The sequence below is a fragment of the Streptomyces sp. NPDC012794 genome (assembly GCF_042901085.1).
Taxonomy (GTDB): Bacteria; Actinomycetota; Actinomycetes; order Streptomycetales; family Streptomycetaceae; genus Streptomyces.
Genome location: NZ_JBIBCI010000004.1, coordinates 458084 through 475567, shown reverse-complemented (window position 1 = coordinate 475567; position 17484 = coordinate 458084). Strand labels below are relative to the sequence as shown.

The following is a 17484-nucleotide window of genomic DNA, read 5'->3' as shown; positions in this document are numbered from 1 at the left end:
GGGCCCCCGGGGGCGGGGGGGGCCGGGCGGGGGGGCGGGTGGCCCCGGGGGGGGGGGGGGGGGGGGGGGGTTGGGCGCGGGGGGGGGGGGGGGGGGGGGGGCCCCCGGGCCCCCCCCCCCCCCCCCCCCCCCCCCCCCGCCGCATTTCCGCACCGACCGACCCGGGGGGTTGGAACACATGGGGTTCTTCGACGGGATCAGGGGCGCTCGCGCCATGGGCTTCGACTCGGGCAACGCCTCGTCGAACGCCATCGAGCTGACCAAACGGCACCCGACGGTGTCGCTCACCAAACAGCAGGCCGTCCACGGCAACATGCGCGTGAACCTCTCCTGGCGGATGCGCACCTCCGACTTCGGCGGCCGCTCCGGCCAGAGCGGCCAGCTCTTCCGGCATCCGTTCAAACTCTTCAAACCGGACATCGTGCAGGCCCACACCCAGGGCATGGTCAACGTGGACCTGGACATGGGCTGCCTCTACGAGCTGACCGACGGCACCCGGGGCGCCGTACAGCCCCTGGGCAACCTGCTCGGCGACCTCAACGACCCGCCGTACGTGAAGCTCAGCGGCGACGACCGGTTCGGTTCGGGCTCGGGGGAGACCCTGTACATCAACCTCGACCACGCCGCAGAGATCAAACGGCTGCTCGTCTTCGTCTACATCTACGACCAGACCCCGGCCTTCGACCGGACCCACGCCCTGGTCACCCTCTATCCGACCGCCGGACCCAGGATCGAGATCCCGCTGGACGAGCGGCACCCGCAGGCCCGCTCCTGCGCGGTCCTCTCCCTGGAGAACGTCAAGGGGGAGCTGCTCGTCCGCCGCGAGGTGAAGTTCGTGTACGGGTTCCAGGCCGAGCTGGACCGGCTGTACGGCTGGGGGCTCCAGTGGGGCCGGGGCTACAAGAGCACCAAGGCCTGAGCGCGGGGGCCGCGCGGCCCCGCCCGGCGCCCGTCCGGTCAGCGCCGGATGAACTGCGGACCCTGCACCGGCAGCCGGAAGGACGGGTCGCCGCCCGGAGCCGGCACCGGGGCGGGGGACACCGGCTGCGGGTAGCCGTAGGCCGGCGGGGCGGCCGGCGGGGCCTGCGTGACCGGCGCCGGCACCGGAGGGCGCATGGGGGCGGTCTGCTCCGACCCCGGGGCGGGGGCGGTGGCGGGGGCCGCCTCCGCGGCGGAGCCGGCCGCCTCGGCTGCGTTCTCGTCGACGGAGATGCCGTGGTCGGTGGCCAGCCCCACCAGGCCGTCGGAGTAGCCCTCGCCCAGGGCGCGGAACTTCCACGTCTCGCCCCGGCGGTACAGCTCCCCGCAGATCAGCGCCGTCTCGGCGCCGGTCTCCGGGCGGACGTCGAAGTGGGCCAGCGGCTCGGGAGCGCCGCCCGGGGTGGCGTCGTACAGTTGGATGCGCAGGTCGCGGACCTGCTCGAAGGGCACGTCCTCGGCGGATGCCACCACCAGGATCCGGTCCACGGCCGGGGGAACGGCACGCAGGTCCGCCTGGACGGCGTCGGTGACCCCGTTGCCCACCTGCTTCTTGCCCAGGCGCCACACGGACCCCGAGGGGTGCCGGGGCTGGTTGTAGAACACGAAGTCCTCGTCCGAGCGCACGCGCCCGTCCGCCCCCACGAGCAGCGCGGAGGCGTCCACGTCCGGCACCTCGGGTCCGGTGGTCCAGCGCAGTACCGCCCGTACCGCCGTGGCGGCCACCGGGATGTTGGAGCCCTTCTGCATCGCGTGCGTCATGCCCGTCATCCTGCCCTCCCGGGGCCGACCGGGACAATGCGGCCCCCCGTAGGGCCTTGTCCCGAGAGCGGGGGCTGGGCATGGTGCGAGAGGGTTACCTGAACTTCATGTGCTTGAGGAACTCTTGACTCGCGTTCGTACGTACTATTACCGGCCACGCCAGTTGGGCCGCCGAGGCAGTACGGGGGAAGCACATGCGTCACTTCGGGCACATATCGCCCACCGTCCGCAAGGACCTCTTCCACCAGGAGCCGGCCGAGTTCACCCTGGCCTCCCCGGCCCGCATCCTGGCCGCCGCCCTCGGAGCGACCCTCTACAGCCCCGCCACCCGGCCGAAGCTGGCCGAGGACATCCGCAAGCAGGCCGGCCGGGGCGTCGTTTCCATGGTGCTCTGCCTGGAGGATTCCATCAGCGACGCCGACGTGGTGGACGGCGAGGAGAACCTCGTCCGGCAGTTCGCGGCCCTCGACCCCGAGGGGGCGGGCCCCGCCGGGCTGCCGCTCCTCTTCATCCGCGTCCGCACCCCCGAGCAGATACCCGATCTCGTCCGGCGGCTCGGCCGCTCGGTGCACAACCTGGCCGGATTCGTACTACCCAAATTCACCGAAAGCCGTGGAACGGCCTTCCTCGACGCCGTCGCCCACGCCGAGGCGGCCGCCGGACTGCCCCGGCTGTACGCCATGCCGGTCCTGGAGACCCCCGACCTCCTCCACCTCGAAACCCGGGTCGAGGCCCTCGCCGGCATCTCGCGCACCGTCAACCGCTACCGCGAGCGGGTCCTCGCCCTGCGCCTGGGCGTCACCGACTTCTGCTCCCTCTACGGACTGCGCCGCACCCCCGACATGACCGCCTACGACGTCCAGATCGTCGCCGGGGTCATCGCCGACGTCGTCAACGTCCTCAGCCGCGCCGACGGCACCGGCTTCACCGTCACCGGCCCCGTCTGGGAGTACTTCCGCAGCCAGCAGCGCCTCTTCAAGCCGCAGCTGCGCCGCAGCCCCTTCCTCGAGGAGGGCGTGGAGGAACTGCGCACCGCCCTGATCGAACACGACCTCGACGGGCTGCTGCGCGAGATCGAGCTCGACCGCGCCAACGGGCTGCTCGGCAAGACCTGCATCCACCCGGCCCACGTCACGCCGGTGCACGCGCTGTCGGTGGTCTCCCACGAGGAGTTCAGCGACGCCCAGGACATCCTGCGCCCCGAGCGCGGGGGCGGCGGCGTGATGCGCTCCGCCTACACGAACAAGATGAACGAGGTGAAGCCCCACCGGGCCTGGGCCGAGCGCACCATGCTGCGCGCCGAGGTCTTCGGTGTGGCGAAGGAGGAGGTCGGCTTCGTCGACCTCCTGACGGCCGGGCTCCAGGTGTGAGCCGGCCGGCCATGACGAGGAAGGGCAAGACGATCGACACGGTGTGGTCGGGAACCTGGGTCGCCGAGCGGCTGGGCGTGGACCTGAGCCAAGCCTCCGGCGAGACATCGCCGCGGCTGAAGGAGCTGCTCGGGCTGGCCCTGAGGCACAATCCCAAGCGGGCGCACCTGCTCGTCTCGCAGGTCCTGGGCAAACACGTCCCGCAGTCCCCCGAAGCCGTGTACACCGCCGGCCACGGGCTGGGCGTACGGGTCCGCGAGCTGCTCGGGGACTCCGCCGCCGCCGCGGTGGTCCTCGGCTACGCCGAAACCGCCACCGGCCTCGGCCACTGCGTCGCCGACGGCCTGGGCTCCGCCCCCTACCTGCACTCCACGCGCCGCCCGGTGCCCGGGCTGCGGCCCGCCGGCGGGTTCGAGGAGGCCCACTCGCACGCCACCTCGCACCTCCTGCTGCCCGAGGACCCCGCCCTGCTGGCCGGGCAGGGGCCGCTGGTCCTCGTCGACGACGAGTTCTCCACCGGCAACACCGTCCTGAACACCATCCGCGACCTCCACGCCCGCCACCCCCGCGCGCACTACGTGGTCGTCGCCCTCGTCGACATGCGCTCGGCCGCCGACCGAGACCGCCTCACCGCCTTCGCCGCCGAGCTCGGCGCGCAGGTCGACCTGATCGCCCTGGCGTCCGGGACGGTCTCCCTCCCGGACGGGGTCCTGGCCAAGGGGCGGGCCCTGGTCGAGGAGCACGAGGCCGCCGGCGCCGATGGTGACGCCGTCGCCGATGCCGGGGCGGGTCCGGGGGCCCCGCCCACGGTCACCCGGGTCCGGCTCGGCTGGCCCGCGGGGCTGCCGGACGGCGGACGGCACGGCTTCACCCCCGCGCACCGCGAGACGCTGGAGGCCGCCCTGCCGGGCATGGCCGCGCGGCTCGCCGGCGCGCTGGGCGAGCGGCCCGGGAGGGTCCTCGTACTCGGCAACGAGGAGCTGATGTACGCGCCGCTGCGCCTCGCGCGGGCCCTGGAGGAATCCGGCGCGGCCCGCGAGGTGCGGTTCTCCACCACCACCCGCTCGCCCGTGCTCGCCGTGGACGACCCCGGCTACGCGATCCGGACCCGGCTGGTCTTCCCGGCCCACGACGACCCCGCCGACGGGCCCGGGGACCGCTACGCCTACAACGTCGCCGGGGCCGGCTTCGACACCGTCGTCGCCGTCGTCGACTCCGCCGGGGACACGCCCCGGCTCCACGCGGGACTGCTCGCCCGGCTCGCCCCGCACACCGGCCGGGTCGTCCTGGCCGTCGTCCCGTCCTACGTCCCCGACCGGCAGGAGCCGACCGTGACCGAGCCGCCGCTGCCCGAACCGCTGCGGGGGCCGGCCTTCTCCTCGTACGCCCCCGAGGACGTCGGCTGGCTCCTCCAGGACCTCTCCGGCGTGCGGCTGGAGGCCCCGACCGAGGAACGCGAGGAGGCCATCCAGGCGGGCGGCGCCCACTACGCGGAGTCCCTGCCCGTCGAGTACCAGCCCTCGCCGCAGTACCAGGAGCTGTACCGCAACGCCCTGGACGCCTCGGCGGCGCGCATCGCCCGTGCCGTCGGCACCGTCACCGAGACCGTGCTCGCCGAGCGATCCCCCTCGCCCGTGCTGGTCTCCCTGGCGCGCGCCGGGACCCCCGTCGGCGTGCTGATGCGCCGCTGGGCCCGTGCCCGGCACGGCCTGGACCTGCCGCACTACGCCGTCTCCATCGTGCGCGGCCGCGGCATCGACGCCAACGCCCTGCGCTGGCTCGCCGCCCACCACGACCCGGCCGACGTCGTCTTCGTCGACGGCTGGACCGGCAAGGGCGCCATCACCCGCGAGCTGCGGGAGGCCCTGACCGGCTTCGAAGGCTTCAACCCGGAAATCGTCGTCCTCGCCGACCCCGGGTCCTGCGTGGACACGTACGGCACCCGCGAGGACTTCCTGATCCCCTCCGCCTGCCTGAATTCCACCGTTTCCGGACTCGTCTCGCGTACGGTGCTCAGGTCCGACCTGGTCGGGCCCCGAGACTTCCACGGCGCGAAGTTCTACCGGGAGCTGGCCGGAGCCGACGTCTCCGCCGCCTTCGTCGACACCGTGGCCGCCCGCTTCGACGAGGTCGCCGACACGGTCGCCGCCGAGGTCAAGGAGCTCCTCGCCGCCGACCGCACCCCGACCTGGGCGGGCTGGGCGGCGGTGGAACGGATCAGCGAGGAGTACGGCATCCACGACGTGAACCTGGTCAAGCCGGGCGTCGGCGAGACGACCCGGGTGCTGCTGCGCCGCGTGCCGTGGAAGATCCTGGCCCAGCGCGGGGCCGGCTCCGACCTGGACCACGTACGCCTGCTCGCCGAGCAGCGCGGCGTGCCGGTCGAGGAGGTCGACGACCTGCCCTACATGTGCGTGGGACTGATCCACCCGCGCTTCACGCGCGGCGCCACGGGCGCCGACGGAAAGGCTGTGGCCTCCAAGTGACCGTCCTCGTAGCCAGTGACCTCGACCGTACGCTCATCTACTCGTCGGCCGCCCTCGCCCTGACCATGCCCGACCCCGAGGCCCCCCGGCTGCTGTGCGTCGAGGTGCACGAGAGCAGGCCGCTGTCCTACATGACGGAGACGGCGGCGGCGCTGCTCGCCGGGCTGGCCGCCGACCCGGCGGCGGTGTTCGTCCCGACCACCACCCGCACGCGCAAGCAGTACCAGCGGATTCGCTTCCCCGGCCCGGCGGCCCGGTACGCGATCTGCGCCAACGGCGGCCAGCTGCTGGTGGACGGCGTCCCGGACCGGGACTGGCGGCGCGCGGTGGCCGCACGCCTCGCGGCGGAATGCGCCCCGCTGGAGGAGGTGCACCAGCACCTCCTGGCCGTGTCCGACCCGGTGTGGCTGCGCAAGACGCGCGTGGCGGAGGACCTCTTCGCGTACCTGGTCGTCGAGCGGGCGCTGGTGCCCGAGGAGTGGCTCAAGGCCCTGACGGAGTGGTGCGGGGCGCGCGGCTGGACGGTCTCGCTCCAGGGCCGCAAGATCTACGCCGTCCCGCGGCCGCTGACCAAGAGCGCCGCCATGCGGGAGATCGCCCGCCGCACGGGCGCCTCCACCACCCTCGCCGCCGGCGACTCGCTGCTGGACGCCGACCTGCTGCTGGCGGCCGACCGGGCCTGGCGGCCGGGGCACGGGGAGCTGGCCGACGCGGGCTGGACCGCGCCCACGGTGACGGCCCTGAGCGCGGCCGGAGTCGTGGCGGGTGAGCAGATCGTCCGGGAATTCGGCCGGGCGGTTGCGACACTGACCGCATGACCAAGGGCAACAGCACCAAGATCACTGACGAGCTCTACCAGTACGTCCTGGCCCACAACCCCCCGCTGGACGAGGTCCAGCGGGGGCTGGTCAGGACCACCTGGGAGAAGTTCCCCGAGTCGGCCGGCATGCAGTCGGCGGAGGAACAGGGACCGCTGCTGGCCTTCCTGGTCCGGCTGACCGGAGCCCGCCACATCGTGGAGGTCGGCACCTTCACCGGCTTCTCCGCCCTGTCCTTGGCCCAGGCCCTCCCCGCCGACGGGCGCCTGATCACCTGTGACGTGTCGCAGGAGTGGACCGCGTACGCCCGCGAGGCGTGGCGGGCGGCGGGCGTCGCCGACCGGATCGAGCTGCGCATCGCCCCCGCGCTGGAGACCCTGCGCGCCATGCCGGCGAAGCCGCACATCGACATGGCGTACGTCGACGCCGACAAGGAGAACCAGATCCTCTACTGGGAGGAGCTGGTGCCGAGGCTGTGCCCGGGCGGGCTGATCGTCACCGACAACACCCTGTTCCACGGCACGGTGCTCGACGAGTCACCCACCGGCCGGGGGGCGAGCGTCCGCGCGTTCAACGAGCACGCCATGGCCGACACCCGCATGGAGTCCGTCCTGCTGGCGATCTCCGACGGCCTGACCCTCTCGCGCAAGCGCTGAGCCCGCCCCGGGGGCGTCAGCAGCAGCCGCCCCCACCGCAGCAGCCGCCCCCGCCGGCCGGCGCGGGAGCACTGCTGGTCCCGCCGACGGCGACGGCGGAGAGCAGCTTGACGGTGTCGGCGTGCCCGGCAGGGCAGTCGGCGGGCGCGGACGACTCGGCCATCGGCCGGCTGACCTCAAAGGTGTCGTCGCAGGTCCGGCAGCGGTATTCGTAACGAGGCATGAGCACAGGCTACGCAGTGCCGCGGCCGGACCGGAATCCCTCGCGGACCCGCTGCTCGCGCGCCGCCTGATCGGGGTGGCGGGCGCGCCAGTACGGATTGTCGTGCGGCAGGGCGCTGCCGACCCGCCCGTACATCCCGAACCACATCAGCATCACGCCGACGACGAAGCTGAACAGCACGTTCTGGATCCGGAACGCCAGGAAGTTCAGGCTGGAGTCCAGCAGGGCCAGGTTGATGAAGCCGCTCGCGATGAAAGCCAGCCCGAGCACGATGTTCAGGGTGGAGGCGAAGGTTCCGCCGATCACCATCCCGGCGAACAGCAGCGCGCCGATGCAGATCGACAGGACGCTCAGCGCGCCGTTGGTGTTCAGGGCCAGCACCGTGTCGCCACCGGTGTCGAAGAAGCCGATCCGGTCGATCAGCCCGAGGATCCCGAAGGCGATCAGCAGCAGGCCGGTCAGGCCCGCACCGACCCGGTAGACCTTGCTGAGCTTGTGGTCGGCGGGCAGGTGCTCGTCGAGCCGGGCGTTGACGGGGTGCAGCAGGCGCTCCACCAGACGCGGGCCCCGAGGCCCGGGCGGCGGCCCGTACGGCTCGTGGGGCACGTAGGGCGCGTAGTGCTCGTGGGGCTCCGTGCACCCGTACGCCGCGTGCGCCGCATAGGGCTCGTGACGCACGGGGGGTAGGGGCGGCGGCGCGTAGCGGGTGCGGGGCCGGTGGAACATGCGGGCGGCCATAACGCCCTCCTCTGCTCCGTTCCAGCATCCGCCGCCGCCCCCGCCCGGACAACCGCGGGGGTCATGGGCCCGGCTGGTGGCGCTTCCGCCGGCTGTTCTGGCGCGCACCCGGACGTGCTGCCCCGTCCGCAACCCGGGGGCAACCGCGGCCGCGGGCCCGGTGTCCGCCCTGCAGACCGCCGCCCGCCCCGGGCAACCACGGATGCTCCTGAGCACGAGCGGCACGAGCCCGGCGTGTGCACCCGCCGCGCCGCCGCCCTCCACGGCCCGTCGCCCACCGTCCGCCGGCCCGGCCGGCGGCGGGCTACCCGGTCCCGCGCTGGTCGCGGATGTCCGACACCACCCGGCCCACCGCCACCCGGACCTGCTCCATCTCCTGCAGGAAGTGCCAGTAGTCCGGGTGCCGGCCCTCAAGCCCGGCCAGCGCCCGCTCCATCCGTGCCACCGCCTCGTCCAGCGGGCGCGCGTGCCGCGGATCGGGCACGCTCCGGCCGGCCATCGCCAGCCGCTGCGCGTCCCGGATCGCGAACCGGGTCCGCTCCGCCTCCGCCTTGGGATCCCGCGCCACCGCCTCCAGCCGCGTGAGCCGGTCCTGCGCGGCCGACACCGCCTCGTCGGTGGCGTCCAGCGCGGCCCGTACCGCCCCGACCAGTGCCGATACGTCGGCCCAGCGCTGTTCCTCCCGCGCCCGGGCGGCCTCCCCGAGCCGGTCCTCGGCCCGCGCGACATCGCGTACCGCCTGATCGGGGACGTGCTGGAGGTCCTGCCAGCAGGCCGCGCTGAAGCGGCGCCTCAGCTCGCTGAGCACCGGATCCACGCGGTCCGCCCGGTTGCGCAGCGCCTGCGCCCGGGTCCGCAGGCTCACCAGCCGCCGGTCGATCTCCGCGGCCCGCTCCGGCAGCCGCACCGCCTCCGCCCGTACGGTCTCCGCGTCCCGCAGGATCCGGTCGGCACGCTGCACGGTCTCCTGCACCCCGTGCCGTGCCGCCCCCTGGTTCAGCTTCGTCAGCTCCGGCCCCAGCGCCGCCAGCCGCGCCGCGAGGTCGTCGGCCCGCATCCCCTGGGCCCGTACCGCGTCCAGCGCGTCACTCGCCGCCAGCAGCGCCGCCTTCGCACGCTCCCGCGCGGGCGCGACGCGGGCCAGCTGCGTCTCCGCCTTGTCCAGCAGCGGCTGCAGCCCCTGCGCGAACCGCTCCAGCTCCCCCTTGACCCGCACCAGCTCGTCCCGCGCCCGGGTCAGCAGCTGCCGCGCCTGGTGCGCGGCGGCGCCCTCCAGGTCGACCCGGTCCAGGTCGTGCGCGTCGACGGCCTCGATGTACGCGCGGCTCACCTCGTCGATCCGCCGCCCGAGCGCGGCGAACCCCTCGGTGGCCTGCCGCGCCGCGGGAGACCCGTCGGCGGCGGCGATGGTCTCGATGGAGATCCGCAGATCCCGCTGCGCGGTGTCCAGCTCGTAGAACGCGGCCGCCGCGGCGTCCTTCGCCGCCTGCGCATCCGCCCGCCGACTCTCGTCCCGCCCACCGAACCACCGCCGGGATGCCGTCGTCACAATCCCTCTCCCGTGCCGCGTCCGCCCATGCCCCGGTCCATTCTCCCCCACGGGAACGGGATTGCGTGGGGGGTCCGCCCTGCATGTAGGCTGTCCACTCGTCCACGGGTGTGTAGCTCAGGGGTAGAGCGCTGCTCTTACAAAGCAGATGTCGGCGGTTCGAAACCGTCCACGCCCACACGCGACGAAGACCCCCCGCCGGTCACGGCGGGGGGTCTTCTGTGTGTCTGGGGTTCAGGCGTTGGGGCGCTTGCCGTGGTTGGCCTTCTTCTTCTTGCGGGCGCGCTTCTTGTTTCCTCGCTTGGCCATGGTGTGGCTCCCTCGGGGTCCCTGGTGCCGAACGATCCGGGCGTTCGTCAGTCTAGGTTCCGGGCCGGTTTCCCGCGCGGTGACGCGGGGATCTGGAAGGTGTGGCTGGGGGAGCGGAGTGGGTCTGGGTCGCGGGGCTCGGGGTGGTGGGGCTCGGGCTGCTGGTGGTCGCCCTGCTGGCGCAGGGCCGGTTCGAGCGGGAGCGGGACGCCGAGCGGAAGCGGCTGCTCGCGCGGCTGGGCGAGGGGCCGCGTGAAGTGGGGGATCCGCGGCTGGTGGACGCCGGGGCGCATCAGGGGGCGTCGGCCGAGCTGGGGGACCGGAATGACGACTTCACGCCGATCCTCGTGGAGTACTACGCGTACGGCCTGACGCAGGCGCGCAGCAGCTTCGCCACCAGCCAGCGGTTCGCGGGGGTCGGCGCGGCCGTGCTGCTCCTCGGGGTCGGGCTCGCGGTGTGGAAGGCGGAGAGCACGGGGGACGCGTACATCGGGGTCGTCACCAGTTCCGCCGGCCTGGTCGTCACCCTCGTCGGGCAGCTGTTCCACCGGCGCGCCGACCTGGCCCTGCGGCACATGGCCGCCCAGACCGCGTCCCTGCGCGAGGACCGGCGGGCCGCCGAGAGCACCCAGCAGGCCATAGGGCTCCTGGAGGAGGTCTCCGACCCGGAGCTGCGCGGAAGGCTCCAGGCCGGGCTCATCATGAAGCTTTCCGGGGCCGAGCTGCCGCCGGCCGCGCCATAGTGGAGGTATGTGCCGCTCCATTAAGACCCTGCGCCCGCCCGCCATCCCCGAGAAGGCCACCGAGGAGGAGATCCGCGCGGCCGCGCTCCAGTACGTACGGAAGGTGTCCGGGTTCCGTGCCCCGGCCGCGCACAACCAGGAGGTGTTCGACGCCGCCGTGGACGCCGTCGCGGAGGCGACCGCCGCGCTGCTCGACGGCGTGCAGGTCCGGGGCCGGACGGCCGCCGCCGTCTGACCGGGCCGTCAGCCCGTGTGGGCCCAGCGGCGGCGCAGCAGCCAGATGCCGGTGCCGAGCGCGCCGGCCGCGAGGGTGCCGCCCAGGGCGATCTGGCCCGGGCTCATGGACTCGACGCTGCCGCCGAGGCCGCCGCGGGCTGCGCCGGGGCTGACGTGGAGGGTGACCGTGACGCGGCGGCCCCCGGCTCCGCCGCACTCGAAGGTGACGGGGTAGGAGCCGGTGGCGGCGTCGCGGTAGACGGTGGCCGTGCCGGAGAGGTTGTTCGCGTTCCGGCTGCCCGGAGCCAGCGAGACGTCGCCGAAAGCGCGGGACGAGGCCCTGGCGGTGGAGGTGTCGCAGCCGTCGACGTTGAGACTGACGCGTCCGCCGGGGGCGACGGTGCTCGGGGAGACAGTGGCGGAGGGGGCGGCGGAGGCGAGCGTGGCGGGTGCGACGGCCGCGACGACGAGTGTCGCGGCGGCGATCCCGGTCAGGCGGCTCCGGTTGCGCGTGCGCGTGGGGGTCATGGAGGGCACTCCTCGGGCTCGTCGAAACGGCGCGGCCAGGGTCGGGATGCGGATGGGTTGCGCCGTCTTCTGGACGCTAGAAGCCCCTGAGGGAGGCGGCGATCCCTGCCGGGTGAACGGGTGACCGGCCTGCTCCTTTCGGGGGGTGGCGCATCCCTGTCAACGTCTGCCCGGGTGCCGTTGCGGGTGCAGGTGCGGGTGCGCGCGTGGGACGGTCCGGGAGGACGCGGGTGGGTGGCGGGACAGGGTCAGGCTTGGAGCGGGGCGCGGCGCGCGAGTCAGAGCCTGCCCCGGGTTCTGTGCGGGTCGGGCGAGCCGGGAGGGGTGGGGGGTCAGGCCGGGGCTGGGGAGGGGGAGGGGCGGCGGCGTACGAGGTAGGCGGCCAGGGAGCCCGCCGCGAAGAGGGCGGCCAGGGAGACCGCGGTGCCGAGCCAGGCCGTGCCCAGCCACTGGGTGCCGAAGTAGCCCAGCGACACGCTGTAGCTCGCCCAGCTGATGCCCGCCAGCACCGACCAGGGCAGGAACTCCGACGCCTTGCGCCGCGTCCGGCCCGCGCCCAGCGAGACGACCGAGCGGCCGGCCGGGGCGAAGCGGGCGATGACCACCAGGGCGCCGCCGCCCCTGGCCAGGGCGGTTCCCAGACGTTCCTGGGCGCGGGTCAGCCGGCGGGAGCGGGCGATGGCCCGGTCCAGCCGGTCCCCGCCGCGCCGGGCCAGCCTGTACGCCGCCGTGTCGCCCAGTACGGAGGCTGTGGCCGCGACCACCAGCAGGAGCCTGATGTCGGGGGCCTGGGCGGGTGAACCCGTGGCCGCGGCCGCGGCGGCGGTGATCACCAGCATCCCGCTCGGCAGCACCGGCAGGAACACGTCGAGCACCACCGACACCGCCACCACGGCGTAGATCCAAGGGCTCGTGGTCAACGACCCCAGAGTCTCAAGCAAAGCGGGACTCCCCAGTCCGAAGCGCCGCGTCGTCGCGGGGAGCGGCAGGGGCGGCTGACAGCCATACAGCGTACGCCCGGCACCGGGCCGGGGAAGCCCTGGCCTACTCCGCCGCGGTGAGTTCCCGGTCCAGCACCGTCACCGGCCGGGCCCCGGCCCGGCCCGACCGGGCCTGGTCCAGCCGCAGCCGGGCGCTGCGGCCCGCCAGGGCCAGCGTCATCAGCTGGTTGCCGAACCACGGTCCACCCGTACGGCGCCAGCTCACCGGCGGCCTGCCCGTCCGGCCGTGCCGGGAGAAGCCGCGCCCCAGCCACCGGCCCAGCCGCGACCAGCCCAGCCGGAACCCCCACTTCACCACCCGGTGGATGGAGTTGTGCACGGGGGAGCAGGTCAGCTGGAACACCCGGGCTGTGCTGGGTATTCGGGGCTCGGCCACGTACGCGTGATGGACGTCCCCGGACAGGACGGCGACCGTCGCCGGGGCCCTCGGGCCGGTGCCCACCTCCTCGATCAGGTCGCTCAGCGCCGCGAACGACGCGGGGAACGCCGCCCAGTGCTCCAGATCGCTGCGCCGCCGCAGGTCCTCCCCGACGCGCGCCCACCGCGCCCCGCGCTCGCCCCGGCAGAGCGCGGCATTCCACACTTCCGCGTCATGGATCAGCGGCGGCAGCAGCCACGGCAGCGAGGACCCGATCAGCAGATGGTCGTAATTCCCGTGGCCGTCCAGCGCGTTCTCCCGGAGCCAGAGCTGCTCCCCCGGGTTGAGCATGGCCCGTCCGTCCTCGGCGAGTACCCGGGCCGCCCGGGTGTCCACCATCAGCAGCCTCGACCGGCCGAAGTCCCGCCGGTAACTCCAGCGCACCGAAGCCGGGTCGGCGTCCGCCGAGGCCGCGAAGGCGCGCAGCGCGTCGGTGCCGTCCGGGGTGGAACGTACGGCCGTGTACACCGTGTCCGCGGTGAGTTCGGCGGGGGAGAGGTTGCCCAGGTGCTGGTACACCCAGTACGACATCAGCCCGCTGAGCACCCGCTCCGACCACCACGGAGTGGACCGCATCTGCGCCAGCCAGGCCGCGCTGGTGTTCCAGTCGTCTATGACGTCGTGGTCGTCGAATATGTGCAGGCTGGGGACCGTCGACAGGAGCCAGCGGATCTCCGGGTCGAGCCAGGACTCGTAGTACAGCCGGGTGTACTCCTCGTAGTCGGCGACCTGCGCGCCGGGTGCCTCCCGCAGGTCGCGGCGGGCGGCGAGCCATTCGCGGGTCGCGCGCGAGAGCTGGTCCGCGTACACCTGGTCGCCGAGCAGCAGCAGGACGTCCGGCCGTACCTCCTGGGGGTGGTGGGCCAGCCGCGCCGCGAGCGTGTCGAGGGCGTCGGCCCCGTGCGGCCCGCGCCGGCCGGCGGGCGGGGCCGCCTGACGGCAGGAGCCGAAGGTGACGCGCAGCCCTGGGGCGGGCCGCCCGGGGCCGCCCCCCACGGCGGGGGTGCTGATGGTGCTCGGCGGGAAACCGTCGCCGTCCGCCGGCCAGACGAGGCGCCCGTCGAGCAGCACCTCGTACGCCGTGGTCGTGCCGGGGGTCAGGCCGGTGACCGGTACCAGTGCGTAGTGGTGGCCGGCTATCTGGAAGGTGCGGATGCTGCCGCCGGATCCGTCGGCGCACCGTACCTCGGCCGTGCACGGGCGGTCCGCCTCGACCCATATCGTGGCGGAATCGCCCGCGTCCCAGTCGACGTAGCGCAGCAGTGGTCCCAGTCGCAGCCCGGCCATCCAACTCCCCCTCCTCGGCAGCCCTTTCGATCACGGTAAGGGGCGGGAGGGGGCGGGGCCTCCCCCTGGCGGGGGATAGGGCGGGTGAAAACCCCGGGACTTTCCCGAGGGGGCCCGGAGAGGGCCGGGCGGCGATCGGGGAAGGACCGGGCGGGGCTCCCGGTCAGCAGCCGCTCAGGAGGTTCACCAGGGCGGTCTTCTCCCCGGAGTCCATGCGCAGGCCCCAGTACTGCTTCACCTGGACCCACATGCGGGCGTAGGTGCAGCGGTATTCGGTGCGCGGCGGCAGCCACTTGCCGGGGTCGAGGTCGCCCTTGGCCTGGTTGACGTTGTCGGTGACGGCGATGAGCTGCGGCCGCGTGAGGTCGTTGGCGAACTGCTGGCGCTTGGTGGTGGTCCAGGAACTGGCCCCGGAGCGCCAGGCCTCGGCGAGCGGGACCATGTGGTCGATGTCGATGTCGGAAGCGGCGGTCCAGGTGGCGCCGTCGTACTCCGAGTACCAGCTGCCGCTCACGGAGGCGCAGGAGGAGTCGGTCACGACGTTCACGCCGTCGCGCTTGAGGACCGTCTCGCGGGTGTTGCAGGTTCCGGAGACCGTGCTCCAGTGCGGGAACAGGGAGCGGCTGTAGCCGGTGAGGGAGCCCTCGGCCGCCGGGTTGACGGTGGCCAGGTAGGAGCGGGCCTCGGCGGCGGTGATGGGGGTGGGCGGGGCGGCCAGGGCGGCCGGAGCGTTCACGAGCGAGGTGAGGGAGGCGAGGGCGACGGCGGACGCGAGGACGCCCGCGCGCCCGATGCGACGCGCGTAGACGGAGGGCGTGCGGGTGGATATGAGGGCCATGGAGGGCTCCCTGGGTGCGGGGGGGTGTGGCCGTGCGGCCCCGGCGGGGCGCGGCCATGGTGGCGGCGCCAGATGTCGGGGGGGGGGGGCGCCAGGTGACAGATTGCCGACATGGGCACGTCACATCAAGGGCGACAACGTCCCCCACTCAAAGGGAAGTTAGGATTCCGGTGCTCGGAGTGGGGTCCGAAGTGGGGGCGAGTGGGGTCAAGCTCACATACCGGACGCCGTGGCCCCGTCGGCGCCGTCGCGTACCCTGGACGGAGCAGAAGGGGAGTAGCTCTTCGCCGGACCGTCGACATACTGCTGGGTCATCCAGCCGGCGCCCGGAGGCAGACCGCGTCAGCGGCCGGCCAGCGAGACCTTCGGCCGCAGTGCCCTGTCCATGTGACGTGGCACGCGCGACGCATGCTGATGCGTGGCGCGTGACGTGATCGCACCTCCCAGGGCGCCGCCGAGCCGAAGCGACCCCTGAAGAACCCAGGTCTCTCGGTCCGACGGCGTCCTGCCCGACCGACCGATCGAGGTTCCCACCCCGTGTTCAGCTTCAGCGTCCTCGCGATCGCCTTCGGCGTCGTCTTCCTGGCCGAACTCCCCGACAAGACGGCCCTCGCCGGCCTGATGCTCGGCACCCGCTACCGCGCCTCCTACGTCTTCGCGGGTGTCGCCGCCGCCTTCGCGGTGCACGTCGCCCTCGCCATCGCCGCGGGCAGCGTCCTCACGCTCCTCCCGCACCGGCTCGTCCAGGCCGTCGTCGGTCTCCTCTTCCTCGCGGGCGCGGCCATGCTGCTCCTGAAGAAGAACGACGAGGACGAGGAGGTCAAGCCGCCTGCGGACCAGTCCTTCTGGAAGGTCTCGGGGGCCGGCTTCATGCTGATCCTGGTGGCCGAGTTCGGTGACCTGACCCAGATCATGACGGCGAACCTCGCGGCGCGGTACGACGACCCGCTCTCCGTGGGCCTCGGCGCGGTGCTGGCGCTCTGGGCGGTCGCGGGCATCGGCATCCTGGGCGGGCGCACGCTGATGAAGTACGTACCGCTGCGGCTCATCACCAGGGTCGCCGCGGTGGTCATGGCGGCACTGGCCGGCTTCTCGCTGTACGAGGCGATCGCGGGCTGATCCGGGCCGATCCGGCCGGGACCCCTTGCCGCCCCGGGCTCCCCCGCGCGGGGGAGAGGGCCCCCACTGGCGGGGGATGTGGGGGCCTTCACTCGGGGACGAGCATGGCGGTATCAGAGCGAGCGGGAGGAACGACGATGACCGCCGGCCAGTCCCAGAGCCTCCACGGCGTGCCCCGCCACCTCAGATGGGCGGCCTACGCCGTCCCCCTGTGCGCCCTGTCTCGGGGCTGTGGCGGATAGCGCTCGTCGCCGGCTGGCCCGACTGGCCCCGGGCACGTATGGCTGCCCGGGGAGCGGTGGTACGTGCTCTCGCTGGTCGCCGAGTGCCTGGCGCTCCTCACCCTGGGCCTGGTCGCACCCTGGGGTGAGCGGCCGCCCCGTTGGGTGCCTTTCGCCGGAGGCTGGACGGTTCCGCTCCGCACGGCGGTGACCTGCGCTTCCGTCGGCGCCTTCCTGGTCACGGCGCTCGCCGCGTACGCCACCCTCAACCCAGCTGTTCGGCTTCGTCCCCCCGCTGAACGACACCGGCGAGACCTTCGCGACCAGCGGCCCGGCCGCGTGGGCCCAGTGGGCCTGCTACGCCCCGGTACTCGCCTGGGGGCCGCTCCTGGCGGTGGTGACCCGGGCCTACTGCCTGCGCCGGACCCGTGGCGGGAGCGGGCGGCGCGTGAGGGTCATACGGGCAGCGTGAGGGTGAGGCGGATTGTGCCCTCCCCGGCGGGGCCGACGCGGACCGAGGTCAGGTCGGGGACGTGGGCCGTCGGGCCGTGCGCGGCGGCGCGGGGGCCGATACCGATCACGCGCATGCCGGCCGCCAGGCCTGCCGCGATACCGGCCCCCGAGTCCTCGAAGACCACGCAGTCGGCCGGGTCCACACCCAGCTCGGCGGCGCCCTTGAGGAAGCCCTCGGGGTCGGGCTTGCTCGCCCCGACGGACTCGGCGGTGACCCGAACGGCCGGCATCGGAAGCGCGGCGGCCGTCATCCGGGCTTCGGCCAGGGCGGCGTCGGCCGAGGTGACGAGGGCGTGCGGCAGGCCCGCCAGCGACGCCATGAACTCGGGGGCGCCCGCGACGGGGACCACGCCGTCGGTGTCGGCGGTCTCCCGCGCCAGCATCACCGCGTTCTCGGCGTGGTTGAGCTCCATCGGGCGCTCGGGCAGCAGGATCGCCATCGTGGCGTAGCCCTGTCGGCCGTGGACCACCTTCATGGCCTCCTGCGGGTCCAGCCCGTGCGACAGCGCCCACTCGCGCCAGCAGCGCTCGACCACCGCGTCGGAATTGACGATGGTCCCGTCCATGTCCAGGAGCAGCGCCCTGGCGGTGAGGACGGCGGTGGCGGTGGTGGTGCTGGCCGGCATCGGCGGGGCTCCAGACGGGTGGTTAAAGAGAACAAGTGGTTCCGTCCACCGGTCAGGGATTGCGGACGGAACCACTTTGTTTCTT

Annotated in this window: 18 protein-coding genes and 1 tRNA gene; 9 read left to right on the top strand and 10 right to left on the bottom strand. The window is 73.7% G+C overall.

Translation table 11 applies throughout. The features are described 5' to 3' along the window. The first annotated feature begins 178 nt into the window (after positions 1 to 178). Positions 179 to 919 (top strand): Tellurium resistance, encoded by a 741-nt coding sequence (locus tag ACFY7H_RS10780; RefSeq protein WP_388936142.1) that lies wholly within the window; start codon positions 179 to 181, stop codon positions 917 to 919. Positions 920 to 957: 38 nt separating this feature from the next. On the opposite strand, the gene ACFY7H_RS10775 is transcribed toward ACFY7H_RS10780, so the two are convergent. After that, complete coding sequence (locus tag ACFY7H_RS10775) at positions 958 to 1740, bottom strand: TerD family protein (RefSeq protein ID WP_388936140.1); 783 nt, start codon at positions 1738 to 1740, stop codon at positions 958 to 960. A gap of 194 nt (positions 1741 to 1934) precedes the next feature. Between ACFY7H_RS10775 and ACFY7H_RS10770 the strand changes: the two genes are divergently transcribed. Genes ACFY7H_RS10770 through ACFY7H_RS10755 form a run of 4 tightly spaced genes read left to right on the top strand, consistent with a single transcriptional unit; the run spans position 1935 to position 7070 of the window. Next, the gene (locus tag ACFY7H_RS10770; protein WP_388936137.1) at positions 1935 to 3110 is read left to right on the top strand and encodes an HpcH/HpaI aldolase/citrate lyase family protein; all 1176 of its coding nucleotides are present in this window, start codon (positions 1935 to 1937) and stop codon (positions 3108 to 3110) included. An 11-nt stretch (positions 3111 to 3121) separates the two neighbouring features. Beyond that, positions 3122 to 5596, top strand: a complete 2475-nt coding sequence (locus ACFY7H_RS10765; RefSeq protein ID WP_388936135.1) for a phosphoribosyltransferase — start codon at positions 3122 to 3124, stop codon at positions 5594 to 5596. Further along, positions 5593 to 6414, top strand: coding sequence for an HAD family hydrolase (locus tag ACFY7H_RS10760; RefSeq protein ID WP_388936132.1), 822 nt, complete (start codon positions 5593 to 5595; stop codon positions 6412 to 6414). Before ACFY7H_RS10765 ends, ACFY7H_RS10760 begins: the two co-directional genes overlap by 4 nt. Beyond that, a complete protein-coding gene (locus ACFY7H_RS10755; RefSeq protein WP_388936129.1) occupies positions 6411 to 7070 on the top strand; it encodes an O-methyltransferase in 660 nt (219 codons plus the stop codon). Before ACFY7H_RS10760 ends, ACFY7H_RS10755 begins: the two co-directional genes overlap by 4 nt. Before the next feature lie 16 nt (positions 7071 to 7086). Here the strand turns inward: ACFY7H_RS10755 and ACFY7H_RS10750 are convergent, their stop codons facing one another. The 3 genes from ACFY7H_RS10750 to ACFY7H_RS10740 all read right to left on the bottom strand — a co-directional run bounded on the left by ACFY7H_RS10750 (position 7087) and on the right by ACFY7H_RS10740 (position 9580). After that, entirely contained in the window at positions 7087 to 7293 is a 207-nt protein-coding gene (locus ACFY7H_RS10750) for a zinc ribbon domain-containing protein (protein WP_388936127.1), read from the bottom strand. A gap of 9 nt (positions 7294 to 7302) precedes the next feature. Beyond that, complete coding sequence (locus ACFY7H_RS10745; RefSeq protein ID WP_388936125.1) at positions 7303 to 8031, bottom strand: DUF4383 domain-containing protein; 729 nt, start codon at positions 8029 to 8031, stop codon at positions 7303 to 7305. 304 nt (positions 8032 to 8335) lie between these two features. Then, positions 8336 to 9580, bottom strand: coding sequence for a hypothetical protein (locus ACFY7H_RS10740; RefSeq protein WP_388936123.1), 1245 nt, complete (start codon positions 9578 to 9580; stop codon positions 8336 to 8338). 106 nt (positions 9581 to 9686) lie between these two features. Here ACFY7H_RS10740 and ACFY7H_RS10735 point away from each other — a divergent pair. Then, positions 9687 to 9758 (top strand) — tRNA-Val (locus tag ACFY7H_RS10735). 56 nt (positions 9759 to 9814) lie between these two features. On the opposite strand, the gene ACFY7H_RS10730 is transcribed toward ACFY7H_RS10735, so the two are convergent. Further along, entirely contained in the window at positions 9815 to 9889 is a 75-nt protein-coding gene (locus ACFY7H_RS10730; protein WP_099895366.1) for a 50S ribosomal protein bL37, read from the bottom strand. A 101-nt stretch (positions 9890 to 9990) separates the two neighbouring features. On the opposite strand from ACFY7H_RS10730, the gene ACFY7H_RS10725 reads away from it, so the two are divergent. Next, positions 9991 to 10632 (top strand): hypothetical protein, encoded by a 642-nt coding sequence (locus ACFY7H_RS10725; protein WP_388936120.1) that lies wholly within the window; start codon positions 9991 to 9993, stop codon positions 10630 to 10632. A gap of 7 nt (positions 10633 to 10639) precedes the next feature. Then, the gene (locus tag ACFY7H_RS10720) at positions 10640 to 10867 is read left to right on the top strand and encodes a DUF2277 domain-containing protein (RefSeq protein ID WP_388936116.1); all 228 of its coding nucleotides are present in this window, start codon (positions 10640 to 10642) and stop codon (positions 10865 to 10867) included. 8 nt (positions 10868 to 10875) lie between these two features. Here ACFY7H_RS10720 and ACFY7H_RS10715 read toward each other — a convergent pair whose 3' ends face one another. From ACFY7H_RS10715 to ACFY7H_RS10700, 4 genes are all read right to left on the bottom strand, one after another. Continuing rightward, the gene (locus tag ACFY7H_RS10715) at positions 10876 to 11376 is read right to left on the bottom strand and encodes a hypothetical protein (RefSeq protein WP_388936113.1); all 501 of its coding nucleotides are present in this window, start codon (positions 11374 to 11376) and stop codon (positions 10876 to 10878) included. 332 nt (positions 11377 to 11708) lie between these two features. Next, entirely contained in the window at positions 11709 to 12317 is a 609-nt protein-coding gene (locus tag ACFY7H_RS10710; protein WP_388936110.1) for a DedA family protein, read from the bottom strand. Between the two features lie 103 nt (positions 12318 to 12420). Next, positions 12421 to 14082, bottom strand: coding sequence for an alkaline phosphatase D family protein (locus ACFY7H_RS10705; protein ID WP_388936107.1), 1662 nt, complete (start codon positions 14080 to 14082; stop codon positions 12421 to 12423). Between the two features lie 163 nt (positions 14083 to 14245). After that, positions 14246 to 14920 carry an HNH endonuclease family protein gene (locus ACFY7H_RS10700; protein WP_388936104.1) on the bottom strand — a complete coding sequence of 225 codons (675 nt, stop codon included), beginning with the start codon at positions 14918 to 14920 and terminating at the stop codon, positions 14246 to 14248. 537 nt (positions 14921 to 15457) lie between these two features. Here ACFY7H_RS10700 and ACFY7H_RS10695 point away from each other — a divergent pair. Further along, entirely contained in the window at positions 15458 to 16039 is a 582-nt protein-coding gene (locus ACFY7H_RS10695; protein ID WP_388936101.1) for a TMEM165/GDT1 family protein, read from the top strand. Between the two features lie 676 nt (positions 16040 to 16715). Here ACFY7H_RS10695 and ACFY7H_RS10690 read toward each other — a convergent pair. Further along, positions 16716 to 17399, bottom strand: coding sequence for an HAD-IA family hydrolase (locus ACFY7H_RS10690; protein ID WP_388936098.1), 684 nt, complete (start codon positions 17397 to 17399; stop codon positions 16716 to 16718). Positions 17400 to 17484: the final 85 nt, after the last annotated feature.

Coding starts and splice junctions, on each gene's coding strand:
- ACFY7H_RS10780 (WP_388936142.1), top strand. CDS start 179: ATGGGGTTCTTCGACGGGATCAGGGGCGCTCGCGCCATGGGCTTCGAC.
- ACFY7H_RS10775 (WP_388936140.1), bottom strand. CDS start 1,740: ATGACGCACGCGATGCAGAAGGGCTCCAACATCCCGGTGGCCGCCACG.
- ACFY7H_RS10770 (WP_388936137.1), top strand. CDS start 1,935: ATGCGTCACTTCGGGCACATATCGCCCACCGTCCGCAAGGACCTCTTC.
- ACFY7H_RS10765 (WP_388936135.1), top strand. CDS start 3,122: ATGACGAGGAAGGGCAAGACGATCGACACGGTGTGGTCGGGAACCTGG.
- ACFY7H_RS10755 (WP_388936129.1), top strand. CDS start 6,411: ATGACCAAGGGCAACAGCACCAAGATCACTGACGAGCTCTACCAGTAC.
- ACFY7H_RS10750 (WP_388936127.1), bottom strand. CDS start 7,293: ATGCCTCGTTACGAATACCGCTGCCGGACCTGCGACGACACCTTTGAG.
- ACFY7H_RS10745 (WP_388936125.1), bottom strand. CDS start 8,031: ATGGCCGCCCGCATGTTCCACCGGCCCCGCACCCGCTACGCGCCGCCG.
- ACFY7H_RS10720 (WP_388936116.1), top strand. CDS start 10,640: ATGTGCCGCTCCATTAAGACCCTGCGCCCGCCCGCCATCCCCGAGAAG.
- ACFY7H_RS10715 (WP_388936113.1), bottom strand. CDS start 11,376: ATGACCCCCACGCGCACGCGCAACCGGAGCCGCCTGACCGGGATCGCC.
- ACFY7H_RS10705 (WP_388936107.1), bottom strand. CDS start 14,082: ATGGCCGGGCTGCGACTGGGACCACTGCTGCGCTACGTCGACTGGGAC.
- ACFY7H_RS10700 (WP_388936104.1), bottom strand. CDS start 14,920: ATGGCCCTCATATCCACCCGCACGCCCTCCGTCTACGCGCGTCGCATC.
- ACFY7H_RS10690 (WP_388936098.1), bottom strand. CDS start 17,399: ATGCCGGCCAGCACCACCACCGCCACCGCCGTCCTCACCGCCAGGGCG.